Below are 17,220 nucleotides of genomic sequence, written 5' to 3' on the forward strand. Positions count from 1 at the left end.
CTGCTTCGAAAGGCAGCCGAGCGATCTGTCGATGCAACCTGGCGCCGCATCGGCACTCTGCTCGACGCCTTCCCACCCCACGAATGCGCCAACTACTTCAGAAACTCCGGATACGCTTCAACCTAAGTGAAAACGACTCTAGCTTGCAAGCTGACACCACTCAGCTAGGGCGGCTGAGCGGCGTTCCTTGAAGGTCTGTCGATCGACGAGATGGCGTTCCAGATTGAAATGATTGTGGACGTTGGCGTGGACCGAGGCGAACTTCTGCAGCGTCTTCATCTGGCGAAAACGCAGCATGGCTCGCTCTCGTCGTCGGAAGGGCAAGTGACTATTCTCGACCCGGTTGTTGGCGTGCCTCCCGATCTCCTGGCGCTCGCTGTTGCCCAGGATTTTCATGGCAGCGCCATACGACTTCAAGCCGTCTGTCGTGATGCGATCGGGTGAACCATGGCGCCTCAGCGCCTTCTTCACGAAGGTCAGAGCGGCCTGTTTGTTACGGGTCTTGGTGACGTAGCTTTCGAGTATCTCGCCCTCGTGATCGACCGCGCGCCACAGATAGTGCGTCTCGCCGTTGATCTTCACGAACACCTCATCAAGATGCCATCTCCAGTGACGAAAGCCGCGCATATAGCTGACGCGGCGTTCCCGCACTTCGCCGGCGAACATCGGCCCGAAGCGATTCCACCAGAACCTGATGGTCTCATGGCTGACGTCGATGCCGCGTTCGAACAGCAGGTTCTCGACGTTCCGCAGCGACAACGGGAAGCGCACATACATGAGCACGACTAGCCGGATGATCTCGGGCGATAAGTTGAACCGTTTGAATGGGCTTGCTGGTTTGGCTCGAGATCGACGCGGCATTGCGCTCCGCTAGCAGCGACCCCGTTCGTCTGACAGCGCCCCGCCAAGTCTATCTCGATCCCCCAGGGCAACAACTGGAACACTTCGGTCGCGACGAAAGGCCAAGGCCATCGTTCGCCTTGATGCCGATGCCGGAGTTCGACCCGGTCACGCTCGACCATGTCCGTCCGCCACGCGGATTGCCAGCCGGTTCCGTGCAAGGCGTGGAGAAGCTCGGCACTGAAATGCTCGAGCTCGACGTCGCATTCTTCATAAGAGAATTGTCCGTCGTCGATGCGGTTCGCGAACGGGACAAGCGGGAAGCACGCCTTATCTCGAACGTCGCTGCAATCAGCAGGTGCCGCACGCAACAGATCGATGCCTCGCCAGGACAGGGAACCGAGCGATCCCCCCAGAGTCGGCAAGATCGTTGCCCGCACGTCTCCGTGCTCGATGATGACGAGTTGCGGCGATTGGCTCGCTTCCATACGTCGTTCTATTGCTCTTCCCAGAATTCCCAAGTCCGTGGCGGAAGCCTGAGCGAAAGCGCTTCGCCTTGTGCGCGTCCGATTGGCGTTCCCAATGTTCCGGGGCCGCCATTGTCGGGCGCATATCGATAGCCCCGCCATCGACTGTGGAGGTTGGTGTCAATGGTGAACGTCACCGGTTGGTCGTGACGGTTCGAAAGGACCAGTGTCCGCTTGCCGCCCGGCTTTTCGAAAACCAGCAATCGGGCGTCGTCGTCCTATCGGCTCGTCTTCACCGCGAGGACGACGCTGTTCCAGGGCATGCGGTTGACGAAGCTTCCAACCGCATTCCAGTTGAGCGGATTGAACACCCAACTCCCCGGTGCAAGACCGCGCGTCCGTTTCTCGAGTGCGATCGTCTGGGAGCGCACATAGGCCGGCGTATTGATGCCGATTTCGATCGATACCGGGCGGGCGCCGATCGCCTGGACGAAGGCGGCGTTCGGGGGACCGTACCCGCCGTTCTCCCGTCCACTATGGGCGGGGATGTGCACGCTGCCCGCCTGGAACACGCGGCTATATATTCGGTCCAGTTTGTCGCCGCGTTTGAGCGTGCGGCCAGTGTCGGTCCATCCTTCGGGAACGAAACCGCCGTGCTCCTCGACCAGCAACAGGACACGCGCTGGCCGGTCGATGTTGAAGGTGAAAGAGGGGCCGGGACGAGTGCTGTCGCCGCCACGCGAATAGACCATCTCCATCGCGCGAAGGTCCGGCGGCAGGTTCGTCAATGGCGGGCCGCCGCTCCAGCGAAGCCAGGCGCCGGACTCTGTCGGCGCGATTGGTGCGATCCGCGAATTCCAGAACCCTAGAGCATATCCGCTCGCCTCGGCGTTGCCCGCGGGTTTCAGCGCATGGAGCCAGAACCAGGTCGGGTTGCCGGCGATCTCGAAGGAATTGATGATATGCTGAACGATATTGAGCGTGCGTGCAGGCGTCGCGCCGCCCGTCAGATATTCATATTCATTCTGGAACCAAGGCTTGGTCGGGAGCTCGGTACGAATTTTTGCATCGACCGTCACCACCGTCGTCGAGTCGCGCCCGATCGTGTGGACCGCATAAGCGTCAACCAGTGCTGCAACCTTCGGATCGCGCATGCCCGGCCCGATGAACGATGGGAAACCTTCCCCGGTGTCGGCGAGGATCGTGATCTTCGGATCATACGCGCGGACGGCAGTCGCGACAGGCATGAAGGCGGCGAGATAGTCGGCTGAACTGGCGTAGCGGTTCGCAGAATAGGTGTTGTTGGACACCCACGGTTCGTTCTGCATTCCGAACATCGATACCCTAAGGCCCGCCTTGCGGAGCGTGTCGATGTCACCGATGATCGAATGCGCGAAATCGCCGAAGAAGCGATTTCGGTCACCCCGGTAGTCGGGGTCCTCGGCAAATCCCGGCGCGAAGGGGCGCAACGTATTGCGCGGGTCGGTTGGTCCTTGACCGACAAGGCTGCGATTGGCCTTCCAGAAGGGCGGCGGTGACCAATATTCGAACGACAATCCTTCGATACCCGCTCGATCCACCAGCGTCTTGAGCTCGCTCAGCTGTTCGGGCCAGCGCGGCTCGAACTGCTTGCCGGAGGCATCTAGCCCACGCCAATAAAGCCCGCCAGCCAGCCGCAGGTACCGGAAACCTTTGAGCATTTCACGCGCCAGGCGCTCGCGTTCGGGCGGCGTCAGATCGTGGGGGATGCCGATCGCGGCGTCGGGTAAGCCATGATTGCCCGAGCCGATCGAGTCGCTCTGTAGCTCTACGCCGAAGCCGAGCACCGTCTGCTTCTTCTGATTGGGCAGGATTTCGTAGGTCGGCCCAGCCTGGGCAGCGGGCGCGAGTAAAACGGCGCCTGTCAGTAGAGCGGAAAATAGCGGCAAATTGACGGAACGCCTCATGCGGCGACGCCGGCATCGACATAATAGACATGACCCGTGCAACGCCGGCTCTCGGCGGCGGCGAGCCACAGCGCCGTCTCGGCGACATCCTCGGGTTCGAGATGTTCTTTGAGACATTGTCGTTCAAGATATTGGGCAAACTTCTCCGGGTTGCGCGCGCCTTTCTCGCGCTGCCGATCGGTGAGCACCCAACCAGGAGCGATCGCGTTGACGCGAATGCGCTGTTCGCCCAGCTCGCGCGCCAGCGTTCGGGTCAGTCCCTCGATCGCCGATTTGAGCGTGGTGTAGACCGGAACGCCGCGCGCTCCGATTTCCCAGCTGACCGAGCCGAGGTTGATAATCGAACCGCCCCCGGCTTCGGCCATGCCCGGTGCGAGCTTTTGGGCCAGGAAGAATTGATGGCGAAGGTTCACCGCGACCCGATCGTCGAAATAAGCCGGTGTCACCGACGCAAGGGCATGGGCTTCATCGTTGCCCGCGTTGTTCACGAGCACGCGCGGCGCCCCGATTTCCTGGGAGAGCGCGTCGACCGCGGCGAACGTTGCGTCGATGTCCCGCAGATCGCATATACGAAAATGCGGGGCCGGCAGTCCGTCGGCGATGACGGCCTCGACGCAATATTGTGCCGCCGCCTCGTCGCGCTCGAGAAAAGCGACGTGCGCTTGCTGGCGCGCGAAGGCCCGTACGATTGCGGCACCGATCCCGGCGCCGCCGCCGGTCACGAGCACCGGGAGGTGGCGGAGAGACGGATAGATCGCCATCAGCCGCCATATCCGGCTAACGGCACGCCGCGCGTGCCGGTCTCGACAGCGAACACGCTGCCCGAAAGCGGCGCGGCAGCGAGCTGCGTCGCGGAAAGACGGATGCGCGCCGAGGTGACGTAGAGGGTATCGAGATTGGGGCCGCCGAACGCGCAACTCGTCGGCCGTGGCACCGGGAGGCGTATTTCGCGGTCGATCGTGCCATCGGGCGCCAGGCGACGAACCGCCCAGCCGTCCCAGAAGGCACACCAGAGGTAGCCCTCGGCGTCCACCGCCATTCCGTCGGGCGCGCCCGACGCGCCGTCGAACTGGGCGAGCGTGCGCTTGTTGGCGATCGTGCCTGAGGCGAGGTCATAATCATAGGCGTGGATCGTGCGCGCACCCGAGTCGGTAAGATAAAAGGTGGCGCCGTCGGGACTCCAGCCGAGGCCGTTACAAATATGGAATCCGCGTTCGACCTCGTGCAGCGATCCATCGACGTCGAGGCGGTAGAGCGCACCGCCGCTGGGCGTCGCATCCAGCGCTAGCGTTCCTGTCCAAAAACGTCCTGCCGGATCGCATTTTCCGTCATTGAAGCGATGGCCCGCCATCGACGCGGGCGTCGCGATCATCGCCGTGGTGCCGCTGCGCAGATCCAGTGCGTGGATCCCGCTCTGGGTCGCGGCGATGAAGCCGCCGCGCTTGCGCGGCACGACCACGCCGACGAGTTCTGAAAGCGGTGTCGTGCGCGTCTCCCGAGTCTCGATTTGCGTCAGCGACACCGACGGTCCGAGAATATCGACCCACAACAATGCGCCGCTGTCGGGCAGCCAGCACGGCGCCTCTCCCAGGAGGGCGCTCGACGGCACCGCGCATCGCACGTTCTCATCCTGCGCGACGACGGGATCGACGCCACTCATTATCGACATAAATGTTTCACCTGCATTGCCCGAGATGCGTCGCGCTGCCTCGATCACGTCTCGTCCCAGCGCATGGAGGCGATCCGGGGTCAGCCGGAAGGATGGGCCGACGATCGAAATGGCGGCGAGCGCCTCGCCTCGATGGTTGACGATCGGCGCGGCCACCGCGCTGACGCCGAGATGTTGTTCCTCGACCGCGATAGCGTAGCCGCGCGCCTTGACCAGATCGAGTTCGCGTTGGAATTCGGCTGGGTCGAGAATGGTATTGGGCGTCAGCGGATCCATCGTCTGACTGCCGAGCAGCGCTTCGATCGCCGCGGGCGGGCAATAGGCCAGCAACGCCTTGCCGATCGCGCTCGCACGCGCTGTCAGCCGCGCGCCGACGCCCTGACCGAGCCGCATCGGAACGACCTGGTCGAGTTGCTCGATCAGCAGCACCTGATCGCCATCGAGGATTCCCAGCCTAACGGTTTCGCCGATCTGACCATGCAGGCGCGCGATCTCGGACTGGGCCGCAGCGCGAATATCGAATTCGCTCCACACCTTGTGGGCCATTTCAAACAGGCGAAAGCCGAGCCGGTAGGTCTGCGTAGTGTCGTCGAGCCGCACGAGGCGATAGTCGAGCAGAACCTGCAACATGCGATGAAGCGAGCCTTTGGGCAGGCCTGAATAATGCAGCAGGTCGTTGAAGCGCACCGGCGTTGGCGCATCAGCAATCAGGTTGAGCAGCGTGAAGACTTTTGACAATGTCTGAGCGCCCTGCGCCCCGCCCAGTCCGAGCGATGCATCGGCCTCGCTTTCCTTATGCTTCGCCATCCCGATCCCTTGACAGATGCCCCAATATTGGCGTCTATATCGTGGAACTAAGTTCCATACAACAGGCAAAAGCGGGAATTTCTGCATGAGAATCGTGGACGTGAAGCACTGGATGGTTCGCGCGCCGTTCAACGAGGACATCCTGTGGGCGTCCGGCCGGCGCACCGGCGCGACGCGATTGATCGTGCGGATCACGACCGATGAAGGGGGCACGGGCTGGGGGGAGACGATCTGCCTGATAGCACCGGTGCAGGCGGTATTCACCGACATCGTCGCGCGGATCGCGATCGGCTATGACGTCGCGAACGTCGAACGCTTCGGACGCCACGTGCTCGGCGCCGGCTATTACCACCATAAGCGCGCCGCCGTGATGGCCTGCGCCGCGATGGAAATGGCGATGTGGGATGCGCTGGGTCGCGTGGCCGGTCAGCCGCTCCACAAACTGTGGGGTGGGCGTTGGCGCGATCGCGTCGACGCTTCGGCCTATCTCTTCTTGCCCGACCCGAAGGCGTGCGCGGACAAGGCGGCCTGGTTTCTCGATCAGGGCTATCGAACGTTCAAGGCCAAGATCGGCTTCGGCGCGCGCGAAGATCTGGCTTTGCTCGAGGCGGTCCGTGCCCGGATCGGCGATCACCCGCTGCGCGCGGACGTCAACGGCGCCTGGCGGCCAGGCACCGCGCGCCGAATGCTTCATCAAATGCGCGATCTCGATCTCGCTTATGTCGAGCAACCGCTCCCGCTGGAAAATCTCGCTGGACACGCTGCGCTGCGCCAGGCGCAGCCGGTGCCGATCGCCTTGGACGAGAGTGCCTATACGCTCGAGGACGTCGGCCAGATTCTGCGCGCCGACGCGGCCGACGTCGTATTGATCGATCCGCACGAGGCTGGCGGGCTTTGGCAGACGATCAAATGTGCCGCGCTGTGCGAAGCCGCCGACCTGCCGGTCACGTTGCACAGCGGCGGCGAACTCGCGATCTCCCAGGCTGCCTATGTCCACCTCGCCGCCTCGATCCCGAACATGGACATCGCCATCGACACCGAGCGTGCCTATCTGGCGCGCGACATCGCCCCCAATCCGCCGGTGCTTCGCGATGGGGGCTATGACGTCCCGGAAGGGCCGGGTCTCGGCGTCGACCCCGACGAGGCGATGATCGAGGCGCTCGCGGTCCAGTCGATCGAAGGCGCCTATCTCGATCCCCAGCGTCCGGGCTGGTTCCCGGTCAAACCCGAATATTGAGCCGGAGCGAGGCCATGCAACCTGTCGATATCGTTGTCGCGCTCCTTTATCTCGGCGGCACGCTCGCCGTCGGACTTTATCTCGCTCGCCGCAACAAGAGCGCTGACGATATGTTCGCCGCTGGCCGGCAATCGCCCTGGTGGGTCGCGGGGCTGAGCAGCTTCATGACGCTGAAGTCGGCGGGGACGTTTGTGGTCTGGGGCGGGCTCGCCTATCGCCAAGGCATCGTCGCGATTTCGGTGACGACGGTCCTCGGCATTTCCGGCCTCCTGGTCGGCTGGCTGGTTGCCGGGAAATGGCGGCAGATCGGCGTCTCGACTCCGGCCGAATTTGTCGAGATGCGCTTCGGCCGGCCGGCCGTGCAACTCTACACCTGGGTGATGATGGCGGCGCGGATCGTCAGTTCCGGCGTCGCGCTTTACGCCGTATCGGTGATGCTCGTCGCGCTGATGCCGCTCGCGCCCGGCAATCCGCTGCGCGACGCGGCGACCGGCAATATCTCGCTCGCCTTCGTCATCGTCGTGCTCGGCGTGCTCGTCACAGCCTATACCGTCGCCGGCGGGTTGTGGGCGGTGCTCGTCACCGACGTCCTGCAGTTCATCATCCTGAAGCTCGCGATCCTGTTCGTCATTCCGTTGATGGCATTGCGTTTGTGGGCCGCGCCCAGGCTGCTCACGCCGCCTGCGCATTTCTTCGACCTCGTTACCCCCGATTACGGGCTCTGGTTCCTGGTCGGCTGGATCGCGATTCACTTCTTCATCGTCGGCGCCGAATGGGCGTTCGCGCAGCGCTATATCTGCGTGCCGACGACGCGCGATGCGCGAAAAGGCGCGTTCCTATTTGGTGCGCTATACCTTATCTCGCCGGCACTATGGCTCGCGCCCGCGGTCATGTATCGCCTGCTCGACGCCAGTGCGCCGCCGGAACAGGCTTATGTTCTCGCTAGCCGCAGCGTGCTGCCGGCCGGCATGCTGGGCATGATGGCTGCCGCGCTCTTTTCGGCGACGGCGAGCATGGTCAGCGGGCAGATCAACGTCTTCGCGGGCGTCCTTACCGAGCAATTCTACGCACGTTGGCGCCCTGGTTCGAGTGAGCGCCAGCTCGTTACCGCCGGGCGGGGTTTTTCGCTGGCGATCGGGGCGGCGATGACATTGCTGGGGGTATTGGTGCCGCTGATGGGGGGCGCCGAAAAGGTGATCGTCACGCTGACCAGCCTGCTTTTCGGGCCACTGATGGCGCCGACGATATGGGGCCTTCTGAGCGGGCGGATCGGGTTGCGCAGCGTCTTCGCCACCGTTGGAATCAGCGCGGGAGCGGCCCTCCTCGTACGGTTCGGGATCGGCGGTCCGACGGGAGACTGGCTGACCGCGCATACGCATCTCGTCGATGTGTTGATCGGCGCGGTTCTGCCCCTGTTGATTCTTGCCGTCGCCCACCTCCTGGCGCGCGGCGTCACCCCAGGGTGGCGACGAACGCTGGAGCGAGCCGCTCTTTACGCGCCCACGCCGGACGACGCTGGCGGTCCTTCGCATTCGCCGCCGGGCGTGATCGCCTGGGCGCTGGCCGGGTCGGGCGCGATCATGTTCGTACTGTTGCTGTTCAACCGGCAAGGCCGCTGGACGCTCACCTTGTTCGGCCTGGTGCTGATGCTGCTCGCGTTGGCGAGCCGGCGCCTCGCGGCGCGCACGAACATACCGCCGCAATCCTGATGAACGGGTGTGGGTGGAACTTCGTTCTCAAATAGATACCGGTGACCGATCTTTCATATCATATTGATACTAAACACATTTAATCCAATTCGCTGACCGCTTGAAAGTCCTCCAACACGGCAAGCGAGCCATAGGACGCGAAAATTGATTGACTGTGGAACTAAGTTCCAGATAAATGATGCGGCGAAAGACTCGTGAGGGGCAGGCCACGCTGCGCCCTCGCGCAATCAGATCAAGATCAGAGGAGGGGTTAAACCGATGCATGCTGGAATCGAATTTGGAGCGCGCGCGCGCCTGCGGCTCTTCACTTGTTCGGGCGCGACCGCATTGATGGTTTCCCTGGCGGCCACGCCCGCGGCAGCGCAGGAGACCGCCCCGGCGTCTCCCTCCGCGGACGCGCCTCAAAGCGCGCCGTCGCCTGCTCCGGCGGCCGGGGACATTGTCGTAACCGGCGTGCGTGCTGGCCTGCGCTCTGCGATCAGCGAAAAGCGCAACGCCGACAATTTCTCCGACGTCGTCAAGGCGGAGGACATCGGCCAGTTACCCGATAGCAGCGTTGCCGATTCGTTGCAGCGCATCACCGGCGTTCAGATCGTGCGCAACAGCGGCGCGTCGCGCGAGACGCTGGCGGGTCAGCCGGTCAGCATTCGCGGCCTTCCCTCGCTGTCGATCATCAATGGCCGCACCCTGCTATCGGGTGATACGTCTCGCGATGTCGACTTCCGCACGTTCTCTTCCGCGGAATTCGGCGAGTTGGTGATCTCGAAATCGCCGACGGCGGATCGCATTGAAGGCGGCCTTGGCGGGACGATCGAACTCGAGACGCGAAATCCGCTCAATTTCAACAAGCCGGTGATCTCTTTCACCGCGCAAGGCAATTATCTCGAATACGCCAAGTCCACCAACCCCGACCTGTCGGGTTTCTATGCAGACAAGTTCGCCGGCGGTCGGATCGGCATCGTCCTGTCGGGTTACTACAGCCACACCAAAACACGCCAGGACCAGTTTCTCGCGCGGGGTGGCTGGGTCGTCGAGAACGGTTATACCGGATCGGGCCACGACTTCGACGGCAATGGTGTCGCCGACCTCATTGTCCCGTCCGATCTCCGTATCAATTATGGCGGCGATGTGCAGGAGCGTATCGGTGGCGATGGCGCGCTGACGTTCGCCGCGACCGATACCCTCACGCTCAAGCTCGACGGGACCTATTCGAAGTTCAACCGCTCGTTCTTCAACGGTGTGCTCCGGTCCGCGAACAACGGCGCGGCCAACCTCGTGCCCGGTTCTGCGACAGTCGACAACGGGACACTCCTGGCCGCGACCTATCGCAACCAATTGATCCAGGCCGACGGACGGCTCGAGATCGACAATGTCACCGCCTATACTTACGGCTTCAACGCCAAGTGGGAGCATGATCGCTGGCACGGCAATTTCGACGTCGCCCAATCGGCCGGCGGCGAGGATGGCATTCAGTACATCAACCGGTACGAGCTGTTCCAGCCCGCGACGGTGAAATGGGACTTCACCGGACCATCCGAAGTGCCCGATATTATCGTCAACAATGGGGCGAATCTGTCCGACCGCTCGCTCTATCGTGTAGACCTGACCTTCGCCAACACCGACAAGACGCGCAATCGCGAGTTCAGCACGCGCGCTGACCTGAGCTATGATCTGGACGGCTTCTTCGACAAGCTGTCGGTCGGCGGGCGCTACACCAACGCACGCTTCAAGCTCGTCCATTTCGATCAGAACAATCAGTCGAACAATGTCAACAACCCGGTTGTTTACGATCCGGTAACGCACCAGCGCCTGAGCGCCGCCAACCCTGCACTCGACCCGCTGTTCGAAGGCTTCCCGGTCGACAACATCTTCGCCGGCGTCGGCGGCAGTTTTCCGCGGTCGTGGCTCTATACGTCCTATCCCGGTGCGTCGCTTAACGACGCGGGTGCTTATGGGAACATTTATGGCCTCGACGCGGCCGGCAAGACCGAGGCTTTGGGTTCGCGCACCGACATCGGTGAACGCACTATAGCCGGTTACGTCCGCGCCGACTTCAAGGGCAGCATCGGTAGTATGGATCTACGGGGTAACTTCGGCGTTCGCGTCGTCGGCACGCAGGTCAATTCGGTCGCCTTCCAGACGCAGCAGAGCGGCGCTGGCGCTTTCGTGCCGGAGAGCAACAGTTATGTCGATGTGTTGCCCAGCGCGACGTTGGTGCTCAGCATCAAGCCGAACCTGCTGTTCCGTCTGGCAGCCGGACGGGTGATGCGGCGGCCCGATCTGACCCAACTCCGCTCCAGCTTGACCGCCGACCTGTCCAGTCTGAACGCGAGTGCTGGCAATATCGACTTGAAGCCGTTCCGCGCCAACCAGATCGACGCCGCACTCGAATGGTATTTCAGCAAGGATGGCCTGCTGTCCGGAACCGTATTCTACAAGGACGTCTCGAACTTCATTGCCAGCACGACGCAGACCAACGTCAATATCGGTTTGGTCGGTTTCGATGGCGGAACGCTATTCACGCTCACCCGGCCGGTCAACGCGGGCACCGCGAAGATCAAGGGCGCCGAGGTCAGCTACCAACAGGCTTTCACTTTTCTGCCCGGGCCGCTCAAGCATCTGGGATTGATCAGCAACTATACGTTCACCGACGCGACCACGTCTTCGGGTCAATCGTTTCCTGAGCTTTCCAGGCACGTCGTCAATGTCATCGGTTATTATGACGACGGCACGTTCGACACGCGCATCGCGTACAACTGGCGTTCGAAATACGCCTCGACCGGAGACGGTACCAACGGGCTGCAATTCCTCAACATCGACGAATATGTCGCGGCCGGCGGGCAGCTCGATGCATCGGCGCACTACAAGCTGACTAAGAATTTCAGCCTCACCTTCGATGTCCTCAACATCACCAAAGCGCATTTCCTGCGCTACACCGGGATCGAGGAGCGGGTGCGCGACTATCGCAGCGCGGAGCGGACATTCTCCTTCGGGGTTCGCGCCAAATTCTGACCCGCGGGCGCGACGGGGCCATTCCTCATCTTGTCCTCCCCACAGGTGGGGAATGGCCTTCCCGTTTTAACATCGAGACGTCGGCTGGAACGGGCGTGGATTGAATGTCGAATTGTCGGTCTCGTGATCTGCCGCCCCCAGAAATTTGGCGATTGGCTCACGACGCTTGCGAGAACGGTCATCCGCACTTCGCGAGCGTGAAAATCCGAAAGTCGAATGGTTCGAAGACAAATCTGTAAGGAGAGGATGATGGCGAGGCTTACAACCGTATCCGTCTATTTCGGCAGTGCCTTACTCCTGATGGCTGCCCAAGCACACGCGCAAGACGTGATCGTCGACAATGGCTCCCCTGATGTGTCGCGAACGGGAACTTGGACGACCAGCAGCTACAGCGGTGAGAAATACGGAGCCGATTATTTTTACGCGGCGTCCGGCACGGCCAATCGTTACGTTACCTACGCGCCGCAACTTCAGGCGGGGCTGTACGACGTCTATTTGTGGTGGAACGATGGCAGCGACCGCGCGTCGAAGGTGCCGATCTCCATTTATGCGAACGGCTTGCGCTACTATGTCGAGAAGGACATGCGCACGAGCGGCGGCCAATGGGTCCAGATCGGTACCTATACTTTCGGCGCGACCAAAGGTGCCGGCAACGCGGTCCTGATCAAAACCCAACTCGACGACGGCACGAACGCCAATGGCTATGTCATCGCCGATGCGGTGCGGTTCGTGCCGAAGAACGCTACCAATTACGCCGTTCGCCTCGACGTTCCGCGCCAGGTCATCGCGGGTCTCGGCGTCGAGATCCAGAGTGACTCGATCGGCTCGGGCAACAACGGCCTGCCGACGGACGAGACGTCGGTGCCACACGATCTGGTCGCGAGCGAACGAACGCGCCTCGCGACCGACCTCATCGGTCGCGGCAACGGCTTCCGTTACATTCGCCTGGCCGGCGGGCTCTATTATCGCGGTCTCCGCAATGGTGGCCAGAATCTCGATGGGCGGTGGCCCGAACAGCTCGGCGAATTGTCGACGTTGATCTCGCAATCGGGTGTCGAGGGGGTCGATCTCGAATATTGGTCGCCGACACCCTATTGGAAGAGTACCGGCAGCTATATCGGCGGTACGCTCAAAGGGTTCGACCCGACGACGCTTGGGTTGTTCGGCGATGCGGTTGTCGAAGACATTCGCTATTTGAAGGCGAATGGCGTGCCGGTTGTCCAGTTCGGCCTGCAAAACGAACCTGTGGTAACCCAGACAAACTATTCGCAAGCGACCTATACCGACGCTCAATATGTCGCCGCTTACAACGCGGTGAACGCCAAGGTCCGCGCCGCTTATCCGGCGATTCTGCTGCACGCCAACAGCTGGGACGGGCAGAATCGGGCAACCCTACGGACAGGCCTAGATCTCAGCCTCGTCGACGCCTGGACCTGGCACAAGATTGGCGCGGATTCGAACCTGCAAATAGACTCGCAGCCGACCTTCGTCACCAACACGCTCGGCAAACCGGTTTTCAACGACGAGTTCGAATATCTCGACAACGTCACGTCTGAAGCGAGGATGCTGAATACCGGCCAGTCGATCATGAACTGGTTCACGTTCGAGAACGCGCCGACCTGGTATTGGCTTCACGCGCTCAAGCCGACCTACAACAGCGAAGCCCAAGGCTATGCTTTGGGATATTGGCGGCCGAGCGATGACAATGATTTCACGAAGTTCGCCGGAATCGCCAAAGGTTATTTTGATTTCGAACCGCGCAATTGGCGATCCGTCGAAGGGTTTCTCGACTGGATGCCATGGAATTCGCAGCGTTATCAGGTCGACGAGCCATTGGTTCTAAAAGATCAGCGCATTCTCGCGTTCCGTCAGGGCGGGCCGACCGGGAAACTCGTCATTGTGCTTTCCAACCGCGGTACCAGCGACTTCACCTTCAATATCGACGCCAATCTTACGAGCTATTTCACGGGATATCGCTATTCGCTGACCGCCGAAAAGCAGGCGCTCACGACGATACAGGGCAACAATCTGCAAATTACGGTGCCGCCCAACGCGTTTGAATTTTGGGTCGAGCAATAGATCGCGATGTCGAGTGGAGCGGGAAGGATCATCGGTCTCGATTGGGTCTTGGCGAATCGCCGAATCTTGGACCTTGTCCGACCCGCGCCGCGATTTGCGTCGGCGTTCGTGATCGTCTCATGAGCGTTACACTGGACTCGGCCGGGAGAGTGCATGCCTCAACGATGAAGCCGGATGTCCGACTCCTCGCTATCGATTGGGGTACGACGACCAGGCGGGTATTTGCGATCGCCATTGACGGATCGATAGTGAGCCGGCGAAGGGAGCCCCTTGGAGTCCTGCGGCAAGACAGCCGTCAGTGCCAGGCGCTGGTCGATGCCCTTAAAGTTGAGGCGGCGGGTGGTCCCATTCTGCTCAGTGGGATGATCGGGTCCGACCGAGGCCTCGGAAATATTCCGTACGTCGCGTGCCCGGCGAGTATGACCGACCTCGCCAAAAATGCCGTCGCAATCTCCGACCGCGTGCGTGTCGTGCCCGGCGTGTCACTGCGGGAGGGGCGGCGCTGTGACGTCATGCGCGGCGAAGAGGCCATTATCCTGGGCGCGGTCGCCGCTGACCTCATTCCATCCACATGCCTCATTTGCCAACCGGGAACGCACAACAAATGGGTGCGTGTCGAGAACGGAGCAATCCGTTCCTTTCGGACCGTCATGACTGGGGAGATGTTCGACCTCCTTCGCGCGCGAGGCGTTCTCGCACCGCTGCTCTCCGGAAAAGTCGAAATGAACGAGCAATTCGCTCATGGCGTGAAAACTGCGCTTAATGGCCATGGCATGCTTGCGGATCTCTTCTCGATCCGCGCGCGGGCCATGCTGGATGGCGGCGACGATTATGCCTCGTTCGCTTCTGGACTCCTGATCGGCGACGATGTGCGCATTGGTTTGTCGGGTGGCGACAAAGCCATCGTCGTCCTGGGCAGCGGCACGCTGTCAGAACTCTATCGCTCGGCGCTCCGGATCGCGGAATGCCACGTGCAAGAGGCCGACGCGGAGCTTGCTTTCGCGAGCGCCGCGGCCACGCTCGCGCGGTGCTGGGGTTGGATGTGACGAGCGCGGTGAACGGGACGGTGGGCGCCCGTCCGATGGGCAACATCGCGACCTTCGGGATCGCTCTCGGAAGATGCCCGCTGATCGCGATCTTGCGCGGCGTCCGGCCGCATGAAGTCGAAGCGATTGGTGAAACCCTCATCGATGCCGGGTTCGGCTTGATCGAGATTCCCCTGAACTCGCCGGATTCCGTCGACAGCGTCGCCCGGTTGTCCAAGGCTCTTCGCGGCCGGGCGATGGTCGGTGCGGGAACGGTGCTTCGGGCGGCTGACGTGGCGGCGGTGCATGCGGCGGGCGGAACGATGATCGTCTCACCGAACGTTGATCCCGGGGTGATCGCCGCGACTGTCCGGCTCGACATGGTCTCGCTGCCTGGCGTTGTGACGCCAAGCGAGGCCATCGCTGCGCTCAACGCCGGTGCGACGGCCCTTAAGCTGTTTCCTGCAGAGAGTGCATGCCCCGCGTCGCTCAAGGCCATCGCCACGATATTACCGGCGGGAACCTGCATTCTTCCGGTGGGCGGCATTACTCCCGAGGTAATGCCGCGATGGACCACGGCGGGAGCAGCAGGTTTTGGGCTCGGCTCGGCGCTCTATCAGCCGGGGTTTTCTGCCGACGAGGTTGCCATGCGAGCGCGGGGCTTTCTTGCCGTTCTGAAGGCACATCCTGCGGGGCTCGTGCCGGCCGGCAATGCCCAAGCGTGAGAAGGTAAACCGGATTCGCGCGCTTTTTGGGAAGCATCGAGGACGCGCTCCACTTGGAGGCGGAGGAAGGAAGCATGATGAACTCGCCGATTGACCTCGGTCGTATGATCGGAGCATGCGACGCTCCACAGCTTGCGCAAACGCGCGGATTTCTTGGACTCCGCACGATTTTGGCTTCCTGGCTGTTGGTGTTTGCATGGTTACTTTTCGGATCGATGGCGGCCCCAGCGGCGGCGCAGACGCCGCCTGGGAATGATCCCGGCAGCCAGAAGATCTTCAATATGGAAATGGGACCCAACCGATCGATCTTCCGGCCGTCGCTTGATCCAGAGCGGACTGCCAACGGTCTGGCGCAGACGCCACCGATGGGTTGGAACAGCTGGAACAAATTCGGCTGCGATATTGACGAAGAGAAGGTGCGCGCGGTTGCCGATGTAATGGTGTCGAGCGGGATGCGCGACGCCGGCTACCAATATGTGGTGATCGATGATTGCTGGCAGAGCGGGCGCGACGCGCGCGGCGACATCCAGGCCGATCCCGCCAAATTTCCCTCGGGCATGGCGGCGCTATCCGACTACATCCATGCCCGCGGCCTGAAGTTCGGCATTTATTCCGACGCGGGCACCAAGACCTGTGGCGGCCGTCCGGGTAGCCAGGGCCATGAATATCAGGACGCTGCGACCTATGCGGCTTGGGGCGTTGACTACCTCAAATACGACTGGTGCTTCACCGGAACGCGCAACAGCGAGGAAGCCTATGCAACGATGGCCGATGCGCTGCGCGCCACCGAACGCCCCATCGTCCTGTCGATCTGCAACTGGGGAATCAGCCGCCCGACAATGATTGACAAGTCGATGCCGTGGGAATGGGGCCAAAAGATCGGTAACTTGTGGCGGACGACCGAGGATATCTACGATAGCTGGGCGGGCCGGAAGGGTACCAGCCTCGGCACGGTCAATATCGTCGATCTCACCGAGCCGCTCTATGGTTATGCGGGACCGGGACACTGGAATGATCCCGACATGCTCGAGATTGGAAATGGCGGCCAGAGCGACGATGAATATCGTTCGCAGTTCAGCCTGTGGGCGATGATGGCGGCGCCGCTGATCGCTGGCAACGATATCGCGAAGATGGACGCCAAGACACGTGCCATCCTGACCAACAAGGAAGTAATCGCGGTTGACCAGGATAGCCAATATGGCGCTGGCCGACGGGTGCGTGATGATGGCGACTTAGAGGTGTGGTCGAAACCGTTGTCAGACGGCGGGCGCGCAGTCGTTCTATTCAATCGCGGCGAGAAGGCCGCTGCGATCACCGCCCGTTGGTCGGAAATTGGCTATCCCCCCGCCACGCTTTTGGCAGTGCGAGACTTATGGAGGCACCAGTCGCTTGGCCGTAAGACTGACAGCTTGACCGTCGATGTCGCTCCGCATGCCGTCGTAATGGTTCGGCTTGCGCAGTGAAGCACCGTAGCGTTATCGCCGGATCTTTGTGTATTCTCGGGCGGCTGCTTGATCGGCTTTGCGCCCCAATCTCGGACGTTTAGCACAGTCGGCACGACTCCCGGGACCTGCCGTTCGCCCGATACAGTCGCTAACGTCCTTTTGTCCGACGAGAAGCGGCAGATCGTTGGCCGTCCAATTCAAACGGTACGCACGCACGAAGGATGATGAGATTGGGGAGTTGGCCTACCGAGCGACGTCG

12 protein-coding genes and 1 pseudogene are annotated in these 17,220 nt (G+C 61.8%); 8 read left to right on the forward strand and 5 right to left on the reverse strand.

The window, feature by feature from the left end:
* Window positions 1-126 (forward strand): annotated as a pseudogene (locus ACTHJR_RS14270) (IS630 family transposase); the annotation flags it as partial.
* 12 nt (window positions 127-138) lie between these two features.
* Here ACTHJR_RS14270 and ACTHJR_RS14275 read toward each other — a convergent pair.
* From ACTHJR_RS14275 to ACTHJR_RS14295, 5 genes are all read right to left on the reverse strand, one after another.
* Window positions 139-861, reverse strand: coding sequence for an IS6 family transposase (locus ACTHJR_RS14275; RefSeq protein WP_440523903.1), 723 nt, complete (start codon window positions 859-861; stop codon window positions 139-141).
* Entirely contained in the window at window positions 786-1,469 is a 684-nt protein-coding gene (locus ACTHJR_RS14280) for an aldose epimerase family protein (protein WP_440523904.1), read from the reverse strand. The genes ACTHJR_RS14275 and ACTHJR_RS14280 overlap by 76 nt, the downstream gene beginning before the upstream one ends.
* Window positions 1,470-1,585: 116 nt before the next feature.
* Window positions 1,586-3,253: a hypothetical protein gene (locus ACTHJR_RS14285; RefSeq protein ID WP_440523905.1), complete on the reverse strand. Its 1,668-nt coding sequence runs from the start codon at window positions 3,251-3,253 to the stop codon at window positions 1,586-1,588.
* Window positions 3,250-4,014 (reverse strand): SDR family NAD(P)-dependent oxidoreductase, encoded by a 765-nt coding sequence (locus ACTHJR_RS14290; protein WP_440523906.1) that lies wholly within the window; start codon window positions 4,012-4,014, stop codon window positions 3,250-3,252. The genes ACTHJR_RS14285 and ACTHJR_RS14290 overlap by 4 nt, the downstream gene beginning before the upstream one ends.
* A complete protein-coding gene (locus tag ACTHJR_RS14295) occupies window positions 4,014-5,924 on the reverse strand; it encodes an SMP-30/gluconolactonase/LRE family protein (RefSeq protein WP_440523907.1) in 1,911 nt (636 codons plus the stop codon). Before ACTHJR_RS14295 ends, ACTHJR_RS14290 begins: the two co-directional genes overlap by 1 nt.
* Between ACTHJR_RS14295 and ACTHJR_RS14300 the strand changes: the two genes are divergently transcribed.
* The 7 genes from ACTHJR_RS14300 to ACTHJR_RS14330 all read left to right on the forward strand — a co-directional run bounded on the left by ACTHJR_RS14300 (window position 5,842) and on the right by ACTHJR_RS14330 (window position 16,979).
* Window positions 5,842-6,966, forward strand: a complete 1,125-nt coding sequence (locus ACTHJR_RS14300) for a mandelate racemase/muconate lactonizing enzyme family protein (RefSeq protein ID WP_440523908.1) — start codon at window positions 5,842-5,844, stop codon at window positions 6,964-6,966. The genes ACTHJR_RS14295 and ACTHJR_RS14300 overlap by 83 nt on opposite strands.
* Before the next feature lie 14 nt (window positions 6,967-6,980).
* On the forward strand, window positions 6,981-8,675 hold the full coding sequence (locus ACTHJR_RS14305; protein ID WP_440523909.1) for a sodium:solute symporter family transporter: 1,695 nt from the start codon (window positions 6,981-6,983) through the stop codon (window positions 8,673-8,675).
* A gap of 330 nt (window positions 8,676-9,005) precedes the next feature.
* Window positions 9,006-11,687, forward strand: a complete 2,682-nt coding sequence (locus tag ACTHJR_RS14310) for a TonB-dependent receptor (protein ID WP_440523910.1) — start codon at window positions 9,006-9,008, stop codon at window positions 11,685-11,687.
* A 246-nt stretch (window positions 11,688-11,933) separates the two neighbouring features.
* Window positions 11,934-13,766, forward strand: a complete 1,833-nt coding sequence (locus ACTHJR_RS14315) for a golvesin C-terminal-like domain-containing protein (protein WP_440523911.1) — start codon at window positions 11,934-11,936, stop codon at window positions 13,764-13,766.
* A gap of 164 nt (window positions 13,767-13,930) precedes the next feature.
* On the forward strand, window positions 13,931-14,812 hold the full coding sequence (locus tag ACTHJR_RS14320) for a 2-dehydro-3-deoxygalactonokinase (protein ID WP_440523912.1): 882 nt from the start codon (window positions 13,931-13,933) through the stop codon (window positions 14,810-14,812).
* Between the two features lie 35 nt (window positions 14,813-14,847).
* Window positions 14,848-15,516 (forward strand): 2-dehydro-3-deoxy-6-phosphogalactonate aldolase, encoded by a 669-nt coding sequence (locus tag ACTHJR_RS14325; protein WP_440523913.1) that lies wholly within the window; start codon window positions 14,848-14,850, stop codon window positions 15,514-15,516.
* Between the two features lie 74 nt (window positions 15,517-15,590).
* On the forward strand, window positions 15,591-16,979 hold the full coding sequence (locus ACTHJR_RS14330; RefSeq protein WP_440523914.1) for a glycoside hydrolase family 27 protein: 1,389 nt from the start codon (window positions 15,591-15,593) through the stop codon (window positions 16,977-16,979).
* Window positions 16,980-17,220: the final 241 nt, after the last annotated feature.

The sequence above is a fragment of the Sphingomonas sp. genome, assembly GCF_051962185.1.
In the GTDB taxonomy this organism is placed as follows: domain Bacteria; phylum Pseudomonadota; class Alphaproteobacteria; order Sphingomonadales; family Sphingomonadaceae; genus Sphingomonas.